The sequence below is a fragment of the Caballeronia sp. EK genome (assembly GCF_014384845.1).
In the GTDB taxonomy this organism is placed as follows: Bacteria; Pseudomonadota; Gammaproteobacteria; order Burkholderiales; family Burkholderiaceae; genus Caballeronia; species Caballeronia jiangsuensis.
The window spans coordinates 285,637-301,164 of record NZ_JACSUE010000008.1 but is presented as its reverse complement, the minus strand read 5'-3'; the positions used below and the strand labels follow the sequence as shown (position 1 = coordinate 301,164).

13 protein-coding genes are annotated in these 15,528 nt (G+C 63.0%); 3 read left to right on the top strand and 10 right to left on the bottom strand.

Annotated features, from left to right (window positions below):
* Positions 1 to 25: 25 nt before the first annotated feature.
* The 9 genes from IAG25_RS25725 to IAG25_RS25685 all read right to left on the bottom strand — a co-directional run bounded on the left by IAG25_RS25725 (position 26) and on the right by IAG25_RS25685 (position 10,555).
* Positions 26 to 2,095, bottom strand: coding sequence for an ABC transporter ATP-binding protein (locus IAG25_RS25725; RefSeq protein WP_187607350.1), 2,070 nt, complete (start codon positions 2,093 to 2,095; stop codon positions 26 to 28).
* Complete coding sequence (locus tag IAG25_RS25720) at positions 2,092 to 2,955, bottom strand: ABC transporter permease (protein WP_187607349.1); 864 nt, start codon at positions 2,953 to 2,955, stop codon at positions 2,092 to 2,094. The genes IAG25_RS25725 and IAG25_RS25720 overlap by 4 nt, the downstream gene beginning before the upstream one ends.
* Positions 2,952 to 3,971: an ABC transporter permease gene (locus tag IAG25_RS25715; protein ID WP_187607348.1), complete on the bottom strand. Its 1,020-nt coding sequence runs from the start codon at positions 3,969 to 3,971 to the stop codon at positions 2,952 to 2,954. The genes IAG25_RS25720 and IAG25_RS25715 overlap by 4 nt, the downstream gene beginning before the upstream one ends.
* Positions 3,972 to 5,633 carry an ABC transporter substrate-binding protein gene (locus tag IAG25_RS25710; protein WP_187607347.1) on the bottom strand — a complete coding sequence of 554 codons (1,662 nt, stop codon included), beginning with the start codon at positions 5,631 to 5,633 and terminating at the stop codon, positions 3,972 to 3,974.
* Between the two features lie 145 nt (positions 5,634 to 5,778).
* On the bottom strand, positions 5,779 to 6,261 hold the full coding sequence (locus IAG25_RS25705) for a cupin domain-containing protein (RefSeq protein WP_187607346.1): 483 nt from the start codon (positions 6,259 to 6,261) through the stop codon (positions 5,779 to 5,781).
* Between the two features lie 90 nt (positions 6,262 to 6,351).
* On the bottom strand, positions 6,352 to 8,457 hold the full coding sequence (gene fusA / locus IAG25_RS25700) for an elongation factor G (RefSeq protein ID WP_035497880.1): 2,106 nt from the start codon (positions 8,455 to 8,457) through the stop codon (positions 6,352 to 6,354).
* Between the two features lie 214 nt (positions 8,458 to 8,671).
* The gene (locus IAG25_RS25695; RefSeq protein ID WP_035497881.1) at positions 8,672 to 9,136 is read right to left on the bottom strand and encodes a DUF192 domain-containing protein; all 465 of its coding nucleotides are present in this window, start codon (positions 9,134 to 9,136) and stop codon (positions 8,672 to 8,674) included.
* A gap of 252 nt (positions 9,137 to 9,388) precedes the next feature.
* Complete coding sequence (locus tag IAG25_RS25690; protein ID WP_075583803.1) at positions 9,389 to 9,595, bottom strand: hypothetical protein; 207 nt, start codon at positions 9,593 to 9,595, stop codon at positions 9,389 to 9,391.
* Between the two features lie 384 nt (positions 9,596 to 9,979).
* Positions 9,980 to 10,555 carry a pseudouridine synthase gene (locus IAG25_RS25685; RefSeq protein ID WP_187607345.1) on the bottom strand — a complete coding sequence of 192 codons (576 nt, stop codon included), beginning with the start codon at positions 10,553 to 10,555 and terminating at the stop codon, positions 9,980 to 9,982.
* Positions 10,556 to 10,760: 205 nt separating this feature from the next.
* On the opposite strand from IAG25_RS25685, the gene icd reads away from it, so the two are divergent.
* A complete protein-coding gene (gene icd / locus IAG25_RS25680) occupies positions 10,761 to 12,017 on the top strand; it encodes an NADP-dependent isocitrate dehydrogenase (protein ID WP_187607344.1) in 1,257 nt (418 codons plus the stop codon).
* Between the two features lie 157 nt (positions 12,018 to 12,174).
* Here the strand turns inward: icd and IAG25_RS25675 are convergent, their stop codons facing one another.
* Complete coding sequence (locus IAG25_RS25675) at positions 12,175 to 12,381, bottom strand: cold-shock protein (protein WP_035497884.1); 207 nt, start codon at positions 12,379 to 12,381, stop codon at positions 12,175 to 12,177.
* Between the two features lie 519 nt (positions 12,382 to 12,900).
* Between IAG25_RS25675 and clpS the strand changes: the two genes are divergently transcribed.
* Together clpS and clpA are read left to right on the top strand one after the other, a co-directional pair.
* Positions 12,901 to 13,215 (top strand): ATP-dependent Clp protease adapter ClpS, encoded by a 315-nt coding sequence (gene clpS / locus IAG25_RS25670; RefSeq protein WP_014190611.1) that lies wholly within the window; start codon positions 12,901 to 12,903, stop codon positions 13,213 to 13,215.
* The gene (clpA, locus tag IAG25_RS25665; protein ID WP_035497886.1) at positions 13,212 to 15,515 is read left to right on the top strand and encodes an ATP-dependent Clp protease ATP-binding subunit ClpA; all 2,304 of its coding nucleotides are present in this window, start codon (positions 13,212 to 13,214) and stop codon (positions 15,513 to 15,515) included. Before clpS ends, clpA begins: the two co-directional genes overlap by 4 nt.
* The last annotated feature ends 13 nt before the right edge of the window (positions 15,516 to 15,528 follow it).

The window sequence follows — 15,528 nt, the reverse complement described above, 5'->3', positions numbered from 1 at the left end:
ACGAATGGCCGCCGCGCCTCCGAACTCAGCGCTCCTGACGCTGCAGCGTGCGCAATTCGTCGATGGGAATGTGGCAATGGATCGCGTGCCCGTCGGATGCGTCGCGGCAGGGCGGCGTTTCGGTCTCGCAGATCGCGCCGATCTTGCGCGGGCAGCGCGTATGGAACACGCAGCCCGAAGGCGGATTCGCCGCGCTCGGCAATTCGCCCGTCAGCCGGATGCGCTTCGCGTGCGTTCCATCGATCGACGGCACCGACGACAGCAATGCTTCGGTGTACGGATGCTGCGGTCCGTCGAAGACCGCGGCGGCGCGCCCGATCTCCATGATGCGCCCGAGATACAGCACCGCGATGCGGTCCGACAGATAGCGCACGACATGCAGATCGTGCGAGATGAACACGTAGCTCACGCGCCGCTCGCGCTGCAAATCCGCGAGCAGATTGAGGATCGCGGCCTGCACGGAGACATCGAGCGCGGATGTCGGCTCGTCGCAGACCACGACGCGCGGATCGCCCGCGAACGCGCGTGCGATCGCGACGCGCTGCTTCAGTCCGCCCGACAATTGCCGCGTGCGCGAGCCGAGATAGCGCGCCGGCAGGCGCACGGCTTCCGTCAGCGTATGCAGGCGTTTTTCCTTTGCTTCGCCGTGCAGCGCCGCGAGCTTCGACAGCGAACGCGCGATCAGTTGCCGCACGGAATGCGCACGGTTCAGCGCGGAATCCGGATTCTGGAAAACGATCTGCAGCGACTTCACCTGTTCGTCGCTGCGCTTGGTCACGCGCTCGGCCAGGGCTGCGCCGTCGAGTTCGAGCGACGCGCCTTTATCGGGCGATACGAGTCCGAGCAGCAGCTTCGCGAGCGTCGTCTTGCCGCTGCCCGATTCGCCGACGAGCCCGAGCGTCTCGCCTTGCACCAGATCGAGCGAGACGTCGTGCACGGCGCGCACTTCTTCATCGCCGACACGGAAGGTCTTCGAGAGATTGCGCGCGGAAAGCGCGAGCGGCTGATCCTCGCCGTTTGCCACGTACACCGGCGTTTCTTCGGTGGAGCGCGGCAGCGTCTGCGCGCGTTCGTGATAGTGACAACGCGCCATCTGATCGCCGTGCGCCGACGCGACGCGATAGGGCGGCGGCGCGTCCTTGAGACAGCGCTCGTCGGCGAGCTTGCAGCGCGGCGCGAAGATGCAGCCCTGCGCGATCGATCCCGGCAGCGGCAGCGAGCCGGGAATCGTATCGAGACGACCGCTCTCCTTGCTGCGGCTTTCGCGCGGCAGACAGCGCAACAGACCGACGGTGTACGGATGCCGTGGCCGCGCGAACACATCGGCGGTCGTGCCTTCCTCGACGAGCTTGCCCGCGTACAACACGCCGACGCGATCGCACATGCGCCCGATCACCGCGAGGTTGTGGCTGATGAAGAGCACGGCCGTGCCGAGCTCCGCGCGCAACTGCGCGATGAGATCGAGCACTTCGGCTTCGACGGTGGCGTCGAGCCCGGTGGTCGGCTCGTCGAGAATCAGGAGCTCGGGATTGCACGCAAGCGCCATCGCGATGACCACGCGCTGCTGCATCCCGCCCGACAACTGATGCGGATAACTCTCCATCACGCGCTCGGGCGATGCGATGCGCACGCGCCGGAGCATCTCGGCGGTGCGGGACAGCGCTTCGTCGGCGGATGCGCCCGTGACTTCGAACGCCTCGGAGACTTGCCGCGCGATCGTGAGCGACGGATTCAGCGCGCGCCCCGGATCCTGATAGACCATCGACACGGCATTGGCGCGCATGCCGCGCAGCGCGTCGGCGTCGAGCGATGCGACATCGCGCCCGGCAATCGAAATGCGGCCCGCCTTCACGCGCCCGTTGCGCGGCAGGTAGCGCAGGACCGCGAGCGCGGCGGTGGACTTGCCGCAGCCCGATTCGCCGACGAGTCCATACGCCTCGCCGCGCTTCACGCGCAACGTGACGTCCTGCAGCACCTCGCGCTCGCGTCCGCGCGAACGATAAGCGACTGTCAGGCCGACGACGGTGAGCGCGTCGGCGTGATCGCCCTTCGCGGCGCCGAAAGTGGGAAAAGCCGATGGCGGCGGTCCGTTCATCGGTCGAGCACTCCTTGCACGGCATCGGCGACGAGATTCACCGCGATGACCAGCGACGCGATCGCGGCGGCATCGAAAACGACGGTCCACCACGCGCCGCCCGCCATCAGCGTGTAGCTTTCGGACAGCGCGAGGCCCCAGTCGGCCGACGGCGGCTGGATGCCGAAGCCGAGGAACGAGAGCGTCGCGACGGCGAAGATCGCATAGCCGAGACGCACGGTCGCCTCGACGATGATCGGCGGCAGCACGTTCGGCAGAATCTCCGCGAACATGATGTACACCGCGTTCTCGCCGCGCAGTTGCGCCGCCAGCACGTAATCCAGATGGCGCTCGCTCAGGACGGCCGCGCGCACGGTGCGCGCGGTGATCGGCGCGAACGTCAGGCCGATCACGAGAATCACGGTCGTGTTGCTCGCGCCGACGGCGGCGAGCGCGAGCAACGCGACGATCACGAGCGGCAGCGCCAGCATCGCATCGATTACGCGGCCGATGACGGCATCGACCCAGCCGTCGAAATAGCCGACGACCAGCCCGATCGCCGTGCCCGCCGCGGTGCCGAGCAAGGTCGCGAGCGGCGCGATGGTCAGGATGTCGCGCGAGCCGACGATCACGCGCGCGAACACGTCGCGGCCGAGCTGATCGGTGCCGAACCAGTGATCGCCGGATGGAGCGACGAGCGAGTTGAGCGGATCGGATGCGTAGGGATCGTGCGGCACGAGCCAATGGCCGAAGAGCGCGCACACGACCCAGAAGAGCAGGATCAGCACGCCGATATCGAACGTGACCGAGCGCATCAGCGCGTTGAGTGCTTCGAAGCGGCGCGGCTTAACGGGCGCCTGAGGCGCGACGGTCGTGCTCATCGCGCGTCTCCGTCCGAATCGGCGGTGCGCAGACGCGGATTGAGCACGACATAGAGCGCGTCCGCGATCAGATTCGCCGCCGTATAGATCACGCCGATGCTCAGCACGCCCGCTTCGAGCATTGGAAAGTCCTTGCCCCGCGCGGCGGTGTAGATCAGCGAGCCGATGCCCTGATAGTGGAACAGCGTCTCCACGACGACCAGCCCGCCGATCATGTAGCCGAGCTGCGTCGCGGCGACGGTCACGGTCGGCAGGAGCGCATTGCGCAGCACGTGGCGAAGAATCACGACGTGCTGCGGCAGGCCCTTGAGGATCGCGGTGCGCGTGTAGTCGGCGTCGAGCGCCTCGACCGTGCCCGCGCGCGCCATCCGTGCGATATAGCCGAAGAACACGAAGACGAGCGGCAGCACCGGCAGGATCAGATGCTCCAGTTGCGTGAAGAAGCCCGCGCCGGCGGGCGCGGTCGCTTCGATCGGCAGCCATTGCAGCCACACGCCGAAGATCAGGATCAGCACGATCGACGAGACGAATTCCGGCACGACCGTCGCCGTCAGTCCGCCGATGCTGATGAGCCTGTCGATCCAGCGCCCCGCGTGCAACGCCGCGTAGACGCCGCCCGCGATGCCGAGCGGCACCACCACGACGAACGCGAGCGCGCCGAGCTTCGCCGAACTCCACAGCGCGTTGCCGATGAACGGCGCGACCGGTGCGCGAAACGCATAGGACTCGCCCATGTCGCCGCGCAGGAAATGGCTGATCCAGCTCGAATATTGCGTGAGCAGCGGCCGATCGACGCCGAGCTGATGATTGAGCGCCGCGACGGCGCGCGCATCGGCGAGCGGGCCGAGGATCGCGCGGCCGACGTCGCCCGGCAGAAGCTGGCCGCCCGCGAAGACGATCATCGACAGAAGCCAGAGCGTGACGAGCGCGAGCAGCAGCCGCACGCCGATGAAGCGCACGACGCGTTTCAGTTTGGCGAAGTCGGCTACGTGCGCCGTCGGCGTGACCGTGCTCATTTACGCCGATACCGTCGCGCGGTCGAACCACATCTGCGAGATCGCGTTGAAGCGCACGCCCGAGACGTTGGCGCGCGTGACGATCAGCTGGTCGTAGAAGTAGGGGATCACGACCGGAGTTTCGTCGAGCAACAGGCGCTGGATCTGCCCGGACAGCTTTTTCTGCGACGCGACATCGAGCGCCGCGACGAACTGCGCGACGAGCTTGTCGTAGTCGGGATTCTTGAAGTGCGCCGCGTTCCAGGTGCCGGCGCTCGTCAGCGGCGCGTTGAGGAACACGTTCGGCACGCCGCGATGCCCGTAGTCCGTGATGCCGAGCGGCGAATCCAGCCAGTCCGACTTGCCGAACGCGCCCGAGCCGTAATACAGGTCCTGGCTCTCCACCTTCAACTGGATGCGAATGCCGATCGCCTTCGCCGCGTTCTGCACGACGACGGCGAGATCGGGAATCTCCATGTACTTCTCGGTGGTGAGTGTGACGTCGAAGCCGTTGGCGACGCCGGCTTCGCTCATCAGTTTCTTGGCCTGCGCGATGTCGATCTTGCGTTGCGGCACCGTGAGATCGCTCGACGGGAAGACCGGCGCGAACGGGCTGTCGTTGCCGACGGTCGCGCGGCCGCGGAACAGCCCCTTCACGATGACTTCGCGATCGATGGAAAGCGCGAGCGCCTGACGCACGCGCTTGTCCTTGAACGGCGCCATGTCGCAGCGCATGTGAATCTGGCGATGCGAGCTCGACTTCGTGCCGAGCACCTTGAACTGCGGATTCGTGAGGATCGAAACGCCGCCCTGCACGGTGAAGTCGCCCATCACGTCGGCCTGGCGGCCTTGCATCGCGAGGAGTTGCGCCTGCTGATCGGCGTAAAAGGAGAAAGTCACGCGATCGGGCAGCGATTTCTCGCCCCAGTAGTCGGGATTCCGCACGAACGACGCGCCGACCTTCGGCGTGTATTTTTCGAGCTTCAGCGCGCCCGTGCCCATGAACGTCTTTTCGTAGGGCCCGGTGAAATTCGCCGGCAGGATCACCGCGTTATACGTATCCGAGGAAACGTAATACGGGAAATTGCCATTGGGCGCGTCGAGATGGAATTCGACGGTGTGATCGTCGATGGCCTTCGCCGAATCCTTCGACAGCACGCCCTTCAACACCGACAACGCCGCCGAGCCCGCGCCCGGATCGGACAGGCGATTGAACGTGGCGACGACGTCCTTCGCGGTCATCGGCTGGCCGTCGTGGAACTTCACGTTCGGGCGCAGCTTGAAGGTCCACACGTCGCCCTTCGCATTCGACGACCACGACAGCGCGAGCGCGGGCTTGAGCGTCAGATGTTCGCTGTCGTCGTCGATCAGGAATTCGCCCGTCTGATTGATGAGCGCGAGACCGGCCGCGTCGGTGACGGTGAGCGGATCGACGGCGCCCGCGGGCGTCAGATGCGCGACGCGGATCGTGCCGCCGGGCTTGGCCGCGCCTTGCGCGCGCGCGGACGGCATGCCGAGGAGGCCGCCCGCCGATAGCGCCACGCCGAGCATGCTCGCATGGCGCAGCAACTCGCGGCGCGTGAGGCGCCCGGCCAGGAACTCGTCGATCGCGTGATTGCCCAGTTCGCCCGCATGCGGGCGGGCGAGGTCGAGGAGATGCGCGTCGGTCGAAGGTTTTTTCATCGTGTGCGGATGTTGTAGTTGTCGTGCTCGCCCGGGCTTCGCGCCGCGCGAGCGATCAGATTAGCCGCGCCGAAAAGCGCCGCCGCGTCTTTGGCCGGTAGCAAGGCGCGCGCCGAGTCTGCGTCGCGCGTGTCTCGCGCCCGCTTCAGTGATCGTGCGGATGCTTGTGAATCGGATCGACCCAATAGACTTCCTCGGGCTTTTCCACGGCATCGATGTTGAGATTCACCACCACCGCTTCATTGTCGCTGCGCACGAGCACGCATTCGAGCGGATCGTCGGTGCTGGCATTGATTTCCTGATGCGGCACGTAGGGCGGCACGAAAATGAAATCGCCGGGACCGGCCTCGGCGGTGAATTCCAGATGCTCGCCCCAGCGCATGCGCGCCTGACCGCGCACGACATAGATGACGCTCTCGAGCGCGCCGTGATGATGCGCGCCCGTCTTCGCATTCGGATGGATCGTGACCGTGCCGGCCCAGATCTTCTGCGCGCCGACGCGCGCCGCGTTGATGGCGGCCGCGCGGTTCATGCCCGGCGTCTGCGGGGTGTTGGTGTCGAGCTGATCGCCCTTGATGACCTTGACGCCGTGTTCGCGCCAATCGGTATGCTGATGTGGGTCGCTCATGTCGGTTTATCGTCTGCGGATAAGGAAAGTCCGTTGCCGCCACCAACAGAGCGAGCAACGGACTTCCGATACTACACGGTTCGATCGCGATTATTTCGCTTTCGAGTTGATGATCGCCTCGGACACGTTCGTCGGCGTCTCGGCGTAGTGCTTGAACTCCATTGTGTAGGTCGCGCGGCCCTGCGTCAGCGAACGCAGAGACGTCGAGTAGCCGAACATCTCGGCGAGCGGCACTTCCGCGCGCACGAGCTTGCCGCCGCCGCCCGCGATGTCCTCCATGCCCTGCACGAGGCCGCGCCGGCCGGACAGATCGCCCATCACGTTGCCCATGAATTCCTCGGGCGTCTCGACTTCGACGGCCATCATCGGTTCGAGCAGCACGGGTCTCGCCTTGCGCATCGCTTCCTTGAAGGCGATCGAGCCTGCCATGCGGAACGCGTTTTCGTTCGAATCGACGTCGTGATACGAGCCGAAGGTCAGCCGCACCTTCACATCGACGACCGGATAGCCCGCGAGCACGCCCGCCTTGAGCGTTTCCTGAATGCCCTTGTCCACGGCCGGGATGAATTCGCGCGGAATCACGCCGCCCTTGATCTGGTCGACGAACTCGTAGCCCTTGCCCGGGTCCGGCTCCAGCGCGATCACCGCATGACCGTACTGGCCGCGCCCGCCCGACTGCTTGACGAACTTGCCTTCGATGTCCTCAACCTTGTTGCGCACCGTCTCGCGATACGCGACCTGCGGCTTGCCGACGGTCGCCTCGACGCCGAATTCGCGCTTCATCCGGTCGACGAGAATTTCGAGGTGCAACTCACCCATGCCGGAGATGATCGTCTGGCCGGATTCCTCGTCGCTCGCCACGCGGAACGACGGATCTTCCTGCGCGAGACGATTCAGCGCGATGCCCATCTTCTCCTGGTCGGCCTTGGTCTTCGGCTCGACGGCCTGCGAGATCACCGGCTCCGGGAAGATCATGCGCTCGAGGATGATCACGTGATTCGGATCGCACAGCGTGTCGCCGGTCGTCGCTTCCTTGAGACCGACCGCCGCCGCGATGTCGCCCGCGCGCACTTCCTTGATTTCCTTGCGCTCGTTCGCGTGCATCTGCAGGATGCGCCCGAGCCGCTCCTTCTTTTCCTTCACCGGGTTGTAGACCGTGTCGCCCGAATTCACGACGCCCGAATAGGTGCGGAAGAAGATCAACTGGCCGACGAACGGATCCGTCATGATCTTGAACGCGAGCGCGGAGAACGGCTCGTCATCGCTCGGATGGCGTTCCGCTTCCTTGTCGTCTTCCGTGTGGCCGAGAATCGCGGGCACATCGACGGGCGAGGGCAGATAGTCGATCACCGCGTCGAGCATCGCCTGCACGCCCTTGTTCTTGAACGCGCTGCCGCACAGCATCGGCACGATCTCGTTGGCGATGGTGCGCTTGCGCAGCGCCGCCTTGATCTCTTCTTCCGTCAGGCTCTCGTGATCTTCGAGATATTTTTCGAGCAGTTCCTCGCTCGATTCGGCGGCGGCCTCGACCATCTTCTCGCGCCACTCGTGCGCGAGCTCCTTGAGATTGTCGGGAATCTCCTCGTAGTTGAACTTGATGCCCTGGCTGTCGTCGTCCCAGACGATCGCCTTCATCTTCACCAGATCGACGACGCCCTGAAAATGCTCTTCCGCGCCGATCGGAATCTGGATCGGCACCGCGACGCCTTTGAGGCGCTCGGCGATCTGCCGCTGCACGCGAAAGAAGTCCGCGCCGACGCGGTCCATCTTGTTGACGAACGCGATACGCGGCACCTTGTACTTGTTCGCCTGACGCCACACGGTTTCCGATTGCGGCTGCACGCCGCCGACCGAGTCGTAGACCATGCACGCGCCGTCGAGCACGCGCATCGAGCGCTCGACCTCGATCGTGAAATCGACGTGTCCCGGCGTGTCGATGATGTTGATCCGGTGTTCCGGATAGTTGCCCGCCATGCCTTTCCAGAAGGCCGTCGTCGCCGCGGAGGTGATCGTGATGCCGCGTTCCTGCTCCTGCTCCATCCAGTCCATTGTGGCCGCGCCGTCGTGAACCTCGCCGATCTTGTGCGTCACGCCGGTGTAGAAAAGGATGCGCTCGGTAGTCGTCGTCTTGCCGGCATCGATGTGAGCGCTGATTCCTATATTCCGATAGCGCTCTATGGGAGTCTTGCGGGGCACGTGAACCTCCTGTGGATGTGTCGACCCTGGCCACCATGCGGCGGCCATCGGCGCGACCTGAAGTGGTGAGATGCGTCGCGCTGAATCTTTTTAGGATAGCGCGTCGGCAAGCTCTTTGCAGGAATCCTGCCAGCCCGGAGGAAGGGACTTTTCGGACGCAAAAAAACCGGCGTGTCCTGCGACGACGCCGGTTTGCCGATCGGGCGAAAAGGCTTTACTGCGCGCGCGGCAAGCCCTTGAGCTGCATGCCGGGCTTGATGCCCTTCGCGGCGAACCAGCCCTTGGACATTTCGAGCGCGTACACGCCGTTGTTGCGCGGGCAGTGATTGTTCTCGGTTTCGGCCTGCATTTCGTCGATGTCGGTGATCGTGCCGTCCGCGCGAATGAACGCGATCGACAACGGGATCAGCGTGTTCTTCATCCAGAAGCAATGCACGGCGTTTTCGTTGAACACGAAGAGCATGCCTTCGTTCGGCGCGAGCTGCGTGCGATACATGAGGCCTTGCTCGCGATCGGCATCGTTCGCGGCGACGGCGGCATCGATCACGTACATGCCCGCGGTGAGCTTCGCGCGCGGGAAATCGGATGGTTGCTTGGCGCCGGGCGGCATCGTCTGGGCCTGCGCGAGCGGCGCGGCCGCGAATGGCAGCAGCAACGCGATCACACATGCGCGAATCATGGCGGCGATGCGCGAGCGCCGGGCCGAAGCCGTCGAACTGAATGGTGACACCAAGGCACGCAACAACAGATTCACGACGATGCTCCTCTCAAGACAGACGTTGTGCCGGAAAGCCGGCGGCCCCGCGCATGTTACTCGATGCGCAAGCACAAAACAAAAGGGCAGACGCCTTGCGGCCATCTGCCCTTCAACGCCGTAAAAACGGCGGTAATGCTCGTTCTTGACTTCGCTATACCGCCGTTTACAACGAACTTACTGAGCTGCCGAAGCGGCTTCCGGAGCCGAAGCGGCTGCCTTCTTGTGCGACTTGTGCGACGACTTGTGCGACTTCTTGTGCGCCGTCGACTTGTGAGCCGACGAAGCAGCTGCCGGAGCAGCAGCGGCCGGAGCCGAAGCTTCTTGTGCGAAAGCGGCAGTTGCGAACAGGCCAGCGACGAGAGCAGCGATCAGTTTGTTCATCTTGTGAATCCTCAGCTTGAGTTAATTAACCAAACGACCCGGTCATTGAGTCATGTCGGTAAACGAGCCACCTACCTTTCGGTTGACAGTCGCTTCGATAAATTAATCGCGATACGACTGTGAACGCTTGAACCTTTCAAACTCCCTGGAGCACACAGGTTGTTGTAATCAGTTTTTCGCTCATGCCGGATAGCTTTACGCGGCATCTGACGCCCTTAACGCATCGCGAGAGGAGTCGGTTGACGCGATTTACAGAGAATTGCGCAGCAGACCAAAAAAATATTCGATTCGAGACACGCGCTACTCGATCTTCATGACACTGCCTTTAAGCGCATCGCAATGAAGCGAGCAATGTCGCTTATTTTCGGGATAGTTGAATGCGATTCAACGAAGGCGCTGCCATGGCGCGCCCGGCGGAACCTCAACGGTCTCGCCCGGCGCGATGTCCAAAGTGAAGATATCGAGCGCGCCGATCGCGACACGCACGAGCCGCAAGGTCGGAAAGCCGACGGCCGCGGTCATGCGTCGGACCTGCCGGTTCTTGCCTTCGGTGATGGCGAGTTCGATCCACGTCGTCGGGATGGCGGCGCGATAGCGGATCGGCGGCGTGCGCGGCCAGAGCGCGCCGGTGTCGCCTTCATCGACGAACGCGGTGCGGCAGGGACGCGTCACATAGTCGCCGAGATCGACGCCTTTCGCGAGACGCGCGAGCGTGGCGTCGTCGGGCGCGCCTTCGACTTGCGCCCAGTAGCGCTTCACGAGCTTGTGACGCGGCTCCGCGATGCGCGCCTGCAACGCGCCGTCATCGGTGAGCAGCAGCAGGCCTTCGCTGTCCGCGTCGAGCCTGCCCGCGGGATACACGCCCGGCGTCTTCACCCAGTCGCCGAGCGATGCGCGCGTTTCGTGCGCGGAGAACTGGCAGATGGTGCCGAACGGCTTGTTGAGGGCGATGAGTGACATGCGAGGCGGCGCGCGGCGTGATCGGATGCGGCATCTTAATGCATGCGCACGGCCGCCTCGGGCGCGCCGGGGCAGGCCATCATGGTTAGAATGATGTCGTGACCAACATCGGGGCTGTGCGTCGTCGCCCCCGCATGCTGCATCGCATCGCTCTCTATCCAGTTTGTTTGCTCCCATTCAAGTCCGGCCTTATTTGGAGTCGACCATGCCGTATCAGCACATCAAGGTTCCGGCGGACGGTGACAAGATCACCGTCAACCCGGATTTCTCGCTCAACGTTTCGGATCAGCCGATCATCCCGTACATCGAGGGCGACGGCACGGGCGTCGACATCACGCCGGTGATGATCAAGGTCGTCGATGCGGCGGTGGAAAAGGCCTACGGCGGCAAGCGCAAGATTCAATGGATGGAAATCTTCGCGGGCGAAAAGGCGACGCGCGTCTACGGCCCGGACGTGTGGCTGCCGGACGAATCGCTCGACGCGGTGAAGGACTACGTTGTGTCGATCAAGGGGCCGCTCACGACGCCTGTCGGCGGCGGGATCCGGTCGCTGAACGTGGCGCTTCGTCAACAGCTCGACCTGTATGTATGCCTGCGGCCGGTGCGCTACTTCAAGGGCGTGCCGTCGCCGGTGCGCGAGCCCGAAAAGATCGACATGGTGATCTTCCGTGAGAACTCCGAAGACATCTATGCGGGCGTCGAATGGCCGGCGGAATCGGCGGAGGCGAAGAAGGTCATCAAGTTCCTGCGCGAGGAAATGGGCGTGTCGAAGATCCGTTTCCCGGATTCGTCGGGGCTCGGCATCAAGCCTGTGTCGCGCGAGGGCACGGAACGGCTCGTGCGCAAGGCGATTCAATACGCGATCGACCACGACCGCCGCTCGGTGACGCTCGTGCACAAGGGCAACATCATGAAGTTCACCGAAGGCGCGTTCCGCGACTACGGCTACGCGCTCGCGCAGAAGGAATTCAACGCGGAATTGATCGACGGCGGTCCGTGGATGAAGGTGAAGAACCCGAAGTCGGGCAACGACATCGTCGTGAAGGATGTGATCGCCGACGCGTTCCTGCAGCAAATCCTCTTGCGCCCGGCCGAATACGACGTGATCGCGACGCTCAACCTGAACGGCGACTACATCTCGGACGCGCTGGCGGCGCAGGTGGGCGGCATCGGCATCGCGCCGGGCGCGAACATGTCGGATTCCGTCGCGATGTTCGAAGCGACGCACGGCACGGCGCCGAAGTACGCGGGCAAGGACTACGTGAATCCGGGCTCGGAAATCCTCTCGGCCGAAATGATGCTGCGACATCTGGGCTGGGTGGAAGCGGCGGATTGCATCATCGCGTCGATGGAGCAGTCGATTCTCTCGAAACGCGTCACGTACGACTTCGCACGCCTGATGGAAGGCGCGACGCAGGTATCGTGTTCTGGATTCGGACAGGTGATGATCGAGAATATGTGAGACTCACCTCGGTTCGATGTGTTAAATAAAAACCCCGGAAGGCCTATGCCTTTCGGGGTTTTTAAATTGCGCCCGTGCCTCATATGCGAGAAAGCGCGGGGCGCAAAAAAACCCGGCGCCAGGGCCGGGTTTCACGAGGCAAAGTCCGATCGAACGGTCAGGCCGATTCCTGGATGTTCGAAGCTTGTTTGCCCTTAGGTCCCTGGACGATCTCGAAGCTGACCTTCTGGCCTTCCTTGAGAGTCTTGAAACCGTTCATTTGAATCGCCGAGAAATGTGCGAACAGATCCTCGCCGCCTTCATCGGGCGTGATGAATCCGTAGCCTTTCGCGTCGTTGAACCACTTGACCGTACCAGTAGACATTCGTACTTCCCCTCTAACTCTTGTCGCACCCAGAGCACGCTCGAAATGCGGCCACCCCACAATGTGAACCGCCCCCTCCTCACAAGCTCACCTCGGCCTCTTTTTTCGTCCGTGGTTGGCCCCCGGAAAAAAGTGCCAGTTTGATTGTTAAATCTCTTAAATCGGGTGTCAAGGAATTTTTGGGATGGCCGTTAAGCTCGTTGCAAAGAGCGCATTCGTAGGGTAATTCCTGCTTTGCGTGTGCGCTGCCGTCCAAGCACGCCATCTTGAAAAGTCGCATAATCGACTCACTTGTGTGTTACCTGGCGGCCCGCGGCGCCTGGTGCTCGGTTTGTTTTTTTTGAAGCTGTGCGATACTCGTTTTGACGAGGTGCAAGCGGGCCGCGCCGAAGCGTTGGGCAGCGGCAGGATTCGATGGACGGTAGCTGCGCAATTGCAGTTTTCAGCGTTTCATTCCGACCGGGCGGTTGGTGCTGGAGCGGTGATTGCGGGGACGTCCGTGTTGTTTAGAATGGGTGTATGGCGATCAATCCCAACAAGCAGGATGGCACTGTACTGGAGCGGCAGGAGCAGAAGCTCAAGAAGCCGGCTATGTACAAGGTGGTGCTGCTGAATGATGACTTCACGCCGATGGAATTCGTCGTGATGGTCGTGCAGGAATACTTTAATAAAGATCGTGAGACTGCGACGCAGATCATGCTGAAGGTTCATCGCGAAGGCAGGGGAGTTTGTGGGGTCTACACGCGGGATATCGCGTCGACCAAAGTTGAGCAAGTCGTTAGCCATGCAAGGCAAGCGGGACATCCGCTGCAGTGCGTGATGGAGGAAGCATGATTGCCCAGGAACTGGAAGTCAGTCTGCACATGGCGTTTATGGAAGCACGTCAGGCGCGGCACGAGTTCATAACGGTCGAGCATCTCTTGCTCGCCCTGTTGGACAATCCGACCGCGGCTGAAGTGTTGCGCGCCTGCGCAGCCAACATTGAAGATTTGCGTCAGAACCTGCGCAATTTCATTCATGACAACACGCCGACCGTGCCGGGCACGGACGACGTCGATACTCAGCCGACGCTTGGTTTCCAGCGCGTGATCCAGCGCGCGATCATGCACGTGCAATCGACCTCGAACGGCAAGAAGGAAGTGACCGGCGCGAACGTGCTGGTGGCGATCTTCGGCGAGAAGGACTCGCACGCGGTGTACTACCTGCAGCAGCAGGGCGTGACGCGTCTGGATGTCGTGAATTTCATTTCGCACGGAATCGCCAAGACGAACACCGGCGACGCCGCGAAGACGAACAGCGAAGCCAATCCGGAATCGGAAGACGCCGCCGCGCAGAAGGAAACGCCGCTCGCGCAGTTCACGCAGAATCTCAATCAGCTCGCGAAGGACGGCAAGATCGATCCGCTGATCGGCCGCGAGCTGGAAGTCGAGCGCGTGGTGCAGGTGCTGTGCCGCCGGCGCAAGAACAATCCGCTGCTCGTCGGTGAAGCTGGCGTCGGCAAGACCGCGATCGCCGAGGGCCTCGCCTGGCGCATCACGCGCGGCGAAGTGCCGGACATTCTGGCGGATGCGCAGGTGTATTCGCTCGACATGGGCGCGCTGCTCGCAGGCACGAAGTATCGCGGCGATTTCGAGCAACGCCTGAAGACGGTGCTCAAGGAACTGAAGGAGCGTCCGCACGCCATTCTGTTCATCGACGAAATTCATACGCTGATCGGCGCGGGCGCGGCTTCGGGCGGCACGCTGGATGCATCGAACCTGCTGAAGCCGGCGCTGTCGTCGGGGCAGTTGAAGTGCATCGGCGCGACCACGTTCACGGAATATCGCGGCATCTTCGAGAAGGACGCGGCATTGTCGCGTCGTTTCCAGAAAGTGGATGTCACCGAGCCGACCGTCGAGCAGACCGTCGCGATCCTGCGCGGCCTCAAGACGCGCTTCGAGGAGCATCACGGCGTGAAGTATTCGTCGGGTGCGCTGTCGGCGGCGGCGGAACTGTCGGCGCGCTTCATCACGGATCGTCATTTGCCGGACAAGGCCATCGACGTGATCGACGAAGCGGGTGCCGCGCAACGCATCCTGCCGAAGTCGAAGCAGAAGAAGACCATCGGCAAGAGCGAGATCGAAGAGATCATCTCGAAGATCGCGCGCGTGCCGCCGCAGAGCGTGTCGCAGGACGACCGCAGCAAGCTTCAGACGCTCGATCGCGATCTGAAGGCAGTCGTGTTCGGTCAGGACCCGGCCATCGATGCGCTGTCGGCATCGATCAAGATGGCGCGCGCGGGCCTCGGCAAGACGGACAAGCCGATCGGCGCGTTCCTGTTCTCCGGCCCGACGGGCGTCGGCAAGACGGAGGTCGCGAAGCAACTGGCGTTCACGCTCGGCATCGAGTTGCTGCGCTTCGACATGTCGGAATACATGGAGCGTCATGCGGTCAGCCGGTTGATCGGCGCGCCGCCGGGCTATGTCGGGTTCGACCAGGGCGGTCTGTTGACTGAAGCCGTCACGAAGAAGCCGCATTGCGTGCTGCTGCTCGACGAAATCGAGAAGGCGCATCCGGACATCTACAACGTGCTGCTGCAGGTGATGGACCACGGCACGCTGACGGACAACAACGGCCGCAAGGCGGACTTCCGCAACGTCATCATCATCATGACGACGAATGCGGGCGCCGAAACGATGGGCAAGTCGGTGATCGGTTTCACGTCGCGGCGCGAGTCGGGCGACGAAATGGCCGACATCAAGCGCATGTTCACGCCGGAGTTCCGTAACCGTCTGGACTCGATCATCAGCTTCCGCTCGCTGGACGAGGAAATCATCCTGCGCGTGGTCGACAAGTTCCTCATGCAACTGGAAGATCAACTGCACGAGAAGAAGGTCGACGCGGTCTTCACCGATGCGTTGCGCAAGCATCTCGCGAAGCACGGTTTCGATCCGCTGATGGGCGCGCGCCCGATGCAGCGTCTGATTCAGGACACGATCCGTCGTGCACTGGCCGACGAGCTGCTGTTCGGCAAGCTGCTCAACGGCGGCCGCGTGACGGTGGATGTCGATGCGGACGACAAGGTGCAGCTCACGTTCGACGAGAACTCGACGCCGCCGCGCAATCCGAATCCGGAAGCAATCGAAGTGGATTAATCGTTGGGGTCTT

Bases quoted from the DNA above. Each gene is read 5' to 3' on its own strand.
- IAG25_RS25695 (WP_035497881.1), bottom strand. From the start codon at position 9,136: ATGATTCGCGCATGTGTGATCGCGTTGCTGCTGCCATTCGCGGCCGCG.
- clpS (WP_014190611.1), top strand. From the start codon at position 12,901: ATGGCGATCAATCCCAACAAGCAGGATGGCACTGTACTGGAGCGGCAG.
- icd (WP_187607344.1), top strand. From the start codon at position 10,761: ATGCCGTATCAGCACATCAAGGTTCCGGCGGACGGTGACAAGATCACC.
- IAG25_RS25690 (WP_075583803.1), bottom strand. From the start codon at position 9,595: ATGAACAAACTGATCGCTGCTCTCGTCGCTGGCCTGTTCGCAACTGCC.
- IAG25_RS25725 (WP_187607350.1), bottom strand. From the start codon at position 2,095: ATGAACGGACCGCCGCCATCGGCTTTTCCCACTTTCGGCGCCGCGAAG.
- IAG25_RS25720 (WP_187607349.1), bottom strand. From the start codon at position 2,955: ATGAGCACGACCGTCGCGCCTCAGGCGCCCGTTAAGCCGCGCCGCTTC.
- IAG25_RS25715 (WP_187607348.1), bottom strand. From the start codon at position 3,971: ATGAGCACGGTCACGCCGACGGCGCACGTAGCCGACTTCGCCAAACTG.
- IAG25_RS25685 (WP_187607345.1), bottom strand. From the start codon at position 10,555: ATGTCACTCATCGCCCTCAACAAGCCGTTCGGCACCATCTGCCAGTTC.
- clpA (WP_035497886.1), top strand. From the start codon at position 13,212: ATGATTGCCCAGGAACTGGAAGTCAGTCTGCACATGGCGTTTATGGAA.
- IAG25_RS25710 (WP_187607347.1), bottom strand. From the start codon at position 5,633: ATGAAAAAACCTTCGACCGACGCGCATCTCCTCGACCTCGCCCGCCCG.
- IAG25_RS25675 (WP_035497884.1), bottom strand. From the start codon at position 12,381: ATGTCTACTGGTACGGTCAAGTGGTTCAACGACGCGAAAGGCTACGGA.
- IAG25_RS25705 (WP_187607346.1), bottom strand. From the start codon at position 6,261: ATGAGCGACCCACATCAGCATACCGATTGGCGCGAACACGGCGTCAAG.